Annotated in this window: 7 protein-coding genes, 1 tRNA gene and 1 pseudogene; 4 read left to right on the top strand and 5 right to left on the bottom strand. The window is 66.8% G+C overall.

Annotation, left to right across the window (positions count from 1 at the left end):
- Positions 1-92 precede the first annotated feature (92 nt).
- A pseudogene (locus AN233_RS01600) lies at positions 93-359 on the bottom strand (inorganic phosphate transporter); the annotation flags it as partial.
- Positions 360-465: 106 nt separating this feature from the next.
- Between AN233_RS01600 and AN233_RS01595 the strand changes: the two are divergent.
- On the top strand, positions 466-885 hold the full coding sequence (locus tag AN233_RS01595; protein WP_058365122.1) for a universal stress protein: 420 nt from the start codon (positions 466-468) through the stop codon (positions 883-885).
- Positions 886-977: 92 nt separating this feature from the next.
- Here the strand turns inward: AN233_RS01595 and AN233_RS01590 are convergent, their stop codons facing one another.
- Positions 978-1,862, bottom strand: a complete 885-nt coding sequence (locus AN233_RS01590) for a homoserine kinase (protein WP_058365121.1) — start codon at positions 1,860-1,862, stop codon at positions 978-980.
- 55 nt (positions 1,863-1,917) lie between these two features.
- Complete coding sequence (locus AN233_RS01585) at positions 1,918-2,169, bottom strand: hypothetical protein (protein WP_058365120.1); 252 nt, start codon at positions 2,167-2,169, stop codon at positions 1,918-1,920.
- Between the two features lie 305 nt (positions 2,170-2,474).
- On the opposite strand from AN233_RS01585, the gene AN233_RS01580 reads away from it, so the two are divergent.
- Positions 2,475-2,942 (top strand): type IV pilin, encoded by a 468-nt coding sequence (locus AN233_RS01580; protein WP_058365126.1) that lies wholly within the window; start codon positions 2,475-2,477, stop codon positions 2,940-2,942.
- Between the two features lie 661 nt (positions 2,943-3,603).
- On the opposite strand, the gene AN233_RS01575 is transcribed toward AN233_RS01580, so the two are convergent.
- Positions 3,604-3,677: transfer RNA gene (locus AN233_RS01575), tRNA-Ile, on the bottom strand.
- 103 nt (positions 3,678-3,780) lie between these two features.
- Positions 3,781-4,422 carry an FxsA family protein gene (locus AN233_RS01570; protein WP_058365119.1) on the bottom strand — a complete coding sequence of 214 codons (642 nt, stop codon included), beginning with the start codon at positions 4,420-4,422 and terminating at the stop codon, positions 3,781-3,783.
- A 101-nt stretch (positions 4,423-4,523) separates the two neighbouring features.
- Between AN233_RS01570 and AN233_RS01565 the strand changes: the two genes are divergently transcribed.
- Both AN233_RS01565 and AN233_RS01560 read left to right on the top strand, forming a co-directional pair.
- Positions 4,524-5,225: a DUF1405 domain-containing protein gene (locus AN233_RS01565; protein WP_058365118.1), complete on the top strand. Its 702-nt coding sequence runs from the start codon at positions 4,524-4,526 to the stop codon at positions 5,223-5,225.
- 24 nt (positions 5,226-5,249) lie between these two features.
- Positions 5,250-6,296, top strand: a complete 1,047-nt coding sequence (locus AN233_RS01560) for a hypothetical protein (RefSeq protein ID WP_058365117.1) — start codon at positions 5,250-5,252, stop codon at positions 6,294-6,296.
- Positions 6,297-6,321: the final 25 nt, after the last annotated feature.

Genomic DNA, 6,321 nt, shown 5'->3' with positions numbered 1-6,321 from the left:
GCGGGAGATTTGCGTCATAGACAACCGCATTCTCTCGCTTCAACTCCTTTGATTTAGCGGCCTAACTCGCTGCTGTATGGCGATTCAACACAGCCGATAAACCCCAGAACGACGATGCTCGCTTCGGTAGAGAACAGCGACTGTGGGACGAGACCGCCGCTGAGTGTATCGATGACGTTGCGTCCGACTGTCCAGCCACCAAGGAAGACGAAAATCGTCATCAGGGCTGCCGCTGCGGTTTTGTTGGTGATCTGTGCCCCGACAGGCGGCCCCCACGCGACGCCCGTCGATGACCCTCCGATATTGAACCCGACGAAGATGGCAGCTACGAGCGCGATGAGTAGAAGACCCGATACCATACGATAACATTGTAATGACGTACGCGTATCTGTTACGATTTCACTGGGTGGTATATGGAGACCGTTCGACTGGTGGTTTATTGTCTCGGCCCACTAATGGATCCGTATGATCTCTCGCGTTCTCGTGCCGATGGACGATTCGGAGATGGCCGAGCGTGCGCTTGAATACGCGCTTGAGGCACACCCAGATGCGGAAATCACGGTTTTACACATCGTGGGTGAACCGTCACCGATGATGGGGGAAGCGATCGGACTCTCACTTGAGGACAATTTCGAGGATGCGGCGGAGAAACAGGCATCAGAAGTTCTTGACCGGGCACGGGAGATAGCTGAGGCGTACGAGAAGGAGATTCGCACGGACGTTGGGTGGGGGAAGCCGGCGAAAGTGATCATCAATCGGGCGGAGGATTTTGATACTGTCGTGGTCGGGAGCCACGGAGGGTCATTAGCCGAACGGTTATTCGTTGGGAACGTTGCCCAGACGGTATTCCGTCGGTCACCGGTTCCGGTAACCGTCGTTCGATAACTCGTCTGTACTGAGCGATTGAGGCTGGGCAACTATCAGCTGCTCAGGACTTCAACAAAGCCCTTTTTTCAGAACCCGCTTCGAGTTCCGCCTCAGTCGCGGTCCAGCACGGTCGCGCCCTGCCCGATCCGGGTCTGATAGGCGCGTGACTCCACGCCCGCCTCGGCGAACGCGTCCACCATCGCGGCCGCGATGTCGCGGCGGGACTCCTCCGGGCAGGCGGCGATGACGGTCGGGCCAGCGCCGCTGACCGTGACGCCGGTCGCGCCGGCCGCGACCGCGGCCTCGCGAACCTCCTCGTACCCGGTAATGAGTCGCGCGCGGGCGGGCGTGACGAGGGGGTCGTCCATGCCGGTGCCGACGAGCTCCGGGTCCGAGCGGCACATTCCGACCGCGAGCGTCGCGGCGTTGCCGACCGTCTCCACCAGCTGGTCCATGCTGGCGGTCTCGGGGACGACGCGGCGGGCGTCGCGGGTCGAGACCGCGACCTCGGGGAGGCAGGTGACGAGCGGCACGTTCGCGTTCACCGACTGGGTCCCGTGGGCGGTCGTCACCGTGAAGCCGCCGAGGATCGCGGGCGCGACGTTGTCGGCGTGGGCGACGCCGGAGACGACCGCCTCGCCCTCCGCGGCGATGGGGACGAGCTCCTCGCGGGAGAGCCCGCGGTCGTACAGCTCGTTGAGTCCGACCGCCGCGGCCGCGGCGCTGGCCGCCGAAGAGCCGAGCCCGGAGGCGGGCCGAATGCCCTTGTCGATGTGGATGTGAGCTGGTGCGTCCAGCGCCTCGACGACCGCGCCGACCGTGTTCCCCTCGGGGTCCTCGGGGATGTACTGCGCGCCGACGCCCGTCACCTCGATGGTGGTGGTCTCGGCCCGCTCGACGGAGACGACGTCGGCCGGGCGCGAGAGCGCGGCCCCGAACACGTCGAAGCCGCTGCCGAGGTTGGCGCTCGTCGCCGGCGCCCGTACCGTGATCATGCAGGTGGGTGGCCGCCTGCAGTGAAAAAGGGGCTGGTTCGCGGAACGCTCGCCGTCACTCGGACGCGGTCGTCCACAGCAGCGGCCCGATCAGGATCAACGCGATCCCGAGGAGGACGTACACGGCCGGCAGCAGGGTGAACGGCGCGATCATGAAGATGAGCCCGAACAGCGTCACGTTGGCCGCGAGCGCCCGCTGGGACTTCAGCGGTAGCACCCCGAGCGTCGTGGCTGCGAACGCCAAAAGCAGTACGTGCCCCACGTGGTAATTGAGCAGGAAACTGTCTATGAGCTGCAGGGGGAGCATTCTTGGTTCCACCTGCGGCTGATTCGCGCATTAAAGTTCCGTTTCGGAGGGCGCACGCGGTCGCGACTTCCGTGGATGGGGTGTCTCGCGTGCAGCCGCTCGCCCCACGCCTGCGTAGGCACTCGGGACGATCACCAGTCGTGTCACTGGGCTAATTATATTCGCGGAGGATTAGCCCGAAGTTTCACATACATCGTCCGTGTAGCGGGGATAGACACGCCTGATGTGCGGGAGCAATGGGGCCGAGCGCCCCCCGCGGTCGTTCCGACGACCGCGGTCCGGTCCCGGTCGGGGTGTCGGCAATCATGAATCTGAAGGAACTCATCACGGAGGACCGTGCCGTCTCGCCGGTCATCGGCGTCATCCTGATGGTCGCGATCACGGTGATCCTCGCGGCCGTCATCGGTACGTTCGTCCTCGGTCTCGGCGATAGCGTCCAGCAGAGTAGTCCGACCGCGAGCTTCGGCTTCGAGTATAACCAAGCTAACGACTCGTGGGAGGATGGTGACTCCATCGAGGTCACCCACGAGGGCGGGGATTCCATTGAGGAGAGCCTCCTCTCGATCAACGTTGGCGGCGAATCCGTGGCTGCAAGCAATGCATCTTGGGGCGACCCCGTAACTGCAGGATCCACTGCCACGATCGACTGGAATGGCTCAACCAACACCACCGCTGCTGAAGTGAACTTCAGTAGTGATGACGACGTGCGAGTGGTTTGGCAATCCAACGACGGTTCTAGCTCCCAGACGATCGGGAGCTCTACTGTCCCGTAATCTCTCACAAACTTTTCCAGTCGGGAATAGGCTAAAATCGAAAGCATCGGATTTTCTGACGCAGGCGTGATTTCCTTGCGACGGACGCTCCGACCCTGAGGCACGTCACCTCGGGTCGGACGCTTTCTGCCACTGAGCGACGCCGCTACCGCCATCGGATATCGGCGCTCGTCCGACGCCGCAGTTCCTGCGGTAGACGGCTCGACGTTCTTCGGCCAAGAGACCGTCTCGAAAAACGGTCGTCGCAGCGTCGAGCACGCCGTGAACGTGAATATCGCGGTCGCCCCTCGTCGCCGGCCGCTCGCGTTGATCTCCTCCGGAGGCCGGCGCTTGCAGCGAACGTGGACCATGTCGACGACGTTGGCTCGTGGGCCGGATCGGACAACCGGCTCGCCCGTACGAACGCCATCCGCGCCGGCAGTCCTCGGAGACGTGCGACCCGCAGTTGAGATAGACGCGGCGCTCGGCGGTCGACTGCAGCCGCATCATGCCGCGACACCTCCGGCTAACGGGGATCGCAGTACGCTACGGGGGTGCGGAATGGAACAAGCCGGGACAACCCTATATAGAGGGTTCTCAGTACCGTTAGAATACCGAAATTGGGTGGCTGGGGAGTTCCCGGCCCCAATTTCCCCCGGCCGGAAACGGCCAGGGAAGTAGGTGGGCCAACACGGATTTGAACCGTGGACCTCCCGGTTATCAGCCGAGCGCTCAACCTGACTGAGCTATTGGCCCAGGTGAGCGCATTCATTCGTTGCGCGGGTAATCGTTTAAGCGTTTCCTTTCAGCAGCACGCCGTCGTCTGCCGGTTTTCGACGTGCTACCGATTTGCACGACGCTATTCTCGGCGTGCGTCGTTCCCGTCCTCTACGGTGTAGTCGACGTCCACGACGTCGCCGTCGCCAGTGTCCGTGCGGCCGCCGTTCGCGCTCCCGGTCGGATCCGCGCTCGCTCCGTCGGTGCCGTCCTCGGAGCCGCCGGCGGGTCCGGAGCCGCCCGGGCCGGGCGCGTCGGGGCCGGTCGGACCGACTCCGCCGAAGCCGTCGAACTCGTCGCCGTCCGGGAACCCGCCGATCCAGACGTTGCCGGTTGCGAAGCCGCCGGTCTGCTTGTCGAGGTACGGGACCACGACGAAGCGTTTGAGCGCGGCGCGGAGGGGGATCCGCGTCGGCGGCAGCGCGAGCAGGAACCCGAGGGCGTCGGTGACCAGTCCCGGTGTGAGCAGGAACGCCCCGGCCGCGATAAGCATCGCGCCGTCGAGCAGTTCGTCGGTCGGCGGCTCGCCGCTGGCCGCCTTGCGCTGGATCCGGGCGAGCGTGTGCCGCCCCTCGGCGCGGACGAGCAGGGTGCCGAGGAGGGCGGTCAGGACGACGAGCGCGACCGTCACCTGCCAGCCGACCGCGTCCGCGACGACGACGAGGAAGAGCGCGTCCGCCAGCGGGATCAACAGAAACAGCGCGAACAGGTAGCGAAGGCGCATGGCCCGACGTATCCGCCCGCGGCCCATAGCCCTTTTCGTCGGCCACGGCGTCCGAACGGCCGACCGCCATCGCTTTGTCGCCCCCGCACGACCGCCAGCACATGACGCGAGGCACGCCGACCGATCCGCCCGAGCGCGACCCGCTCCCGCGCTGGCTCGCGCCGCTGCCGGCGCGGCTGGAGGCGGTCGCGTTGCGGTTCGTCTGGGTCATCGTCGCGATCAACCTCGTCGGGACGGCGTTCGGCTTCTGGTACTACCGGGCGCAGTTCGCGCGGACGCCGGTCGAGATGTGGGCCTTCGTCCCCGACAGCCCCGGCGCGACGCTGCTAATCGCGCTCGCGCTCGCCGCCTGGGCGGTCGGGAAGCCCAACGACACGCTCTCGGCGCTGGCCTTTTTGGGCAACATCAAGCTCGGGCTGTGGACGCCGTACGTGCTCGTCGCGTTCGCCCCGGGCTTTCTCGCGTATACCCACCCGGCGATGTACGCGTTCCTGTTCGTGAGCCACGTCGCGATGGCGCTGCAGGCGTTCCTGCTCCACCGCATCACGGACTTCCCGCTGAAGGCGGTCGGGATTGCGACCGCGTGGTACACGGTCGACCTCCTGATGGACTACTTCGTCCCGCTCGCGGGCTCGGTGACGCACACGGCGGTCCCGTACGCCGGGGGGACGCCGTGGTGGACCACGACGGTGCTGCAGGTCGCGGCCGCGGGCGCCGTCCTCCTGACCGTCGGTCCGCTGTTTCTGGCGCTGGCGATCCGGGTGCGGAAGGCCGAACGCGACGCGCTCGGCTGGGGGAGCTAAGGCGTCGGCGACCGAACGGCGGGTATGTCCCTCTACGACGCGATCGCGGACCTGCCGCTCCGGATCGAGGAGGAGTCCCGGACGCAACTGCGCGCGGACACGACCAGCGACTTCGAGCGCGTGACCACGGAGATCGCGCTCGCGGGCGACGGCGCGGTCGGGCGCGGCGAGGACGTGAGCTACGACCCCGCCGACCACGAGGCGCTCGCGGACGCCCCCGCCTTCGACCTGACCGGCGAGTGGACGGTCGACGAGTTCTCCGCGCACCTCGCGGACCTCGACCTGTTCCCGACGCGCGAGCCGGAGGGCGAGGGGCCCCGCCACTACCGCCGGTGGGCTTACGAGAGCGCCGCGCTCGACCTGGCGCTCAGGCAGGCGGACACGGACCTCGGAGCGGTGCTCGACCGCGAGGCCGACCCGCTCCGCTTCGTCGTCTCGACGCGGCTCGGCGACCCGCCGACGGCCGACCGCGTCGAGCGCCTGCTCGCGGACGCCCCGGACCGCGAGTTCAAGCTCGACCCGACGCCGGCCTGGACCCAGGACCTGGTCGCCGCGCTCGCGGACACCGACGCCGTCCGCGTCGTCGACCTGAAGGGCTGGTACGAGGGGACCGACGTGGACGTGCCCGCCGACCCCGAGCTGTACGAGCTCGTGCTCGACGCCTTCGGCGACGCGGTCGTGGAGGACGCCGCGTTCACCGACGCGACCGCACCCCTGCTCGAACCGGAGGCCGACCGTCTCGCGTTCGACTACCCCGTCACCGGCCTCGACAGCCTCCGCGGCCTCCCCGTCGAACCGGGCTGGTGCAACGTGAAGCCCTCGCGGTTCGGCTCCGTCGAGTCGCTGTTCGAGACGGTCGAGTTCTGTCTCGAGGAGGGGATTCGCCTCTACGGCGGCGGCCAGTTCGAGCTCGGCGTCGGCCGCGAGACCGTCCAACTGCTCGCGGCCCTGCTGTACCCCGACGGCCCGAACGACGTGGCGCCCGGCGTGTTCAACGACCCCGACGCGACCGGTCCCTACCCGACCAGTCCCCTGGAGATTCCGGCGATCAACGGTCTTCGCTGGGCGTAATCGGTCGGAAAACCCGGAGAGATAC

Source organism: Haloparvum sedimenti, from assembly GCF_001462205.1.
GTDB classification, from domain to species: domain Archaea; phylum Halobacteriota; class Halobacteria; order Halobacteriales; family Haloferacaceae; genus Haloparvum; species Haloparvum sedimenti.
The sequence above is the reverse complement of the archived record's forward strand: the minus strand, read 5'-3'. Positions and strand labels throughout refer to the sequence as shown.

Coding starts and splice junctions, on each gene's coding strand:
- AN233_RS01595 (WP_058365122.1), top strand. CDS start 466: ATGATCTCTCGCGTTCTCGTGCCGATGGACGATTCGGAGATGGCCGAG.
- AN233_RS01590 (WP_058365121.1), bottom strand. CDS start 1,862: ATGATCACGGTACGGGCGCCGGCGACGAGCGCCAACCTCGGCAGCGGC.
- AN233_RS01585 (WP_058365120.1), bottom strand. CDS start 2,169: ATGCTCCCCCTGCAGCTCATAGACAGTTTCCTGCTCAATTACCACGTG.
- AN233_RS01580 (WP_058365126.1), top strand. CDS start 2,475: ATGAATCTGAAGGAACTCATCACGGAGGACCGTGCCGTCTCGCCGGTC.
- AN233_RS01570 (WP_058365119.1), bottom strand. CDS start 4,422: ATGCGCCTTCGCTACCTGTTCGCGCTGTTTCTGTTGATCCCGCTGGCG.
- AN233_RS01565 (WP_058365118.1), top strand. CDS start 4,524: ATGACGCGAGGCACGCCGACCGATCCGCCCGAGCGCGACCCGCTCCCG.
- AN233_RS01560 (WP_058365117.1), top strand. CDS start 5,250: ATGTCCCTCTACGACGCGATCGCGGACCTGCCGCTCCGGATCGAGGAG.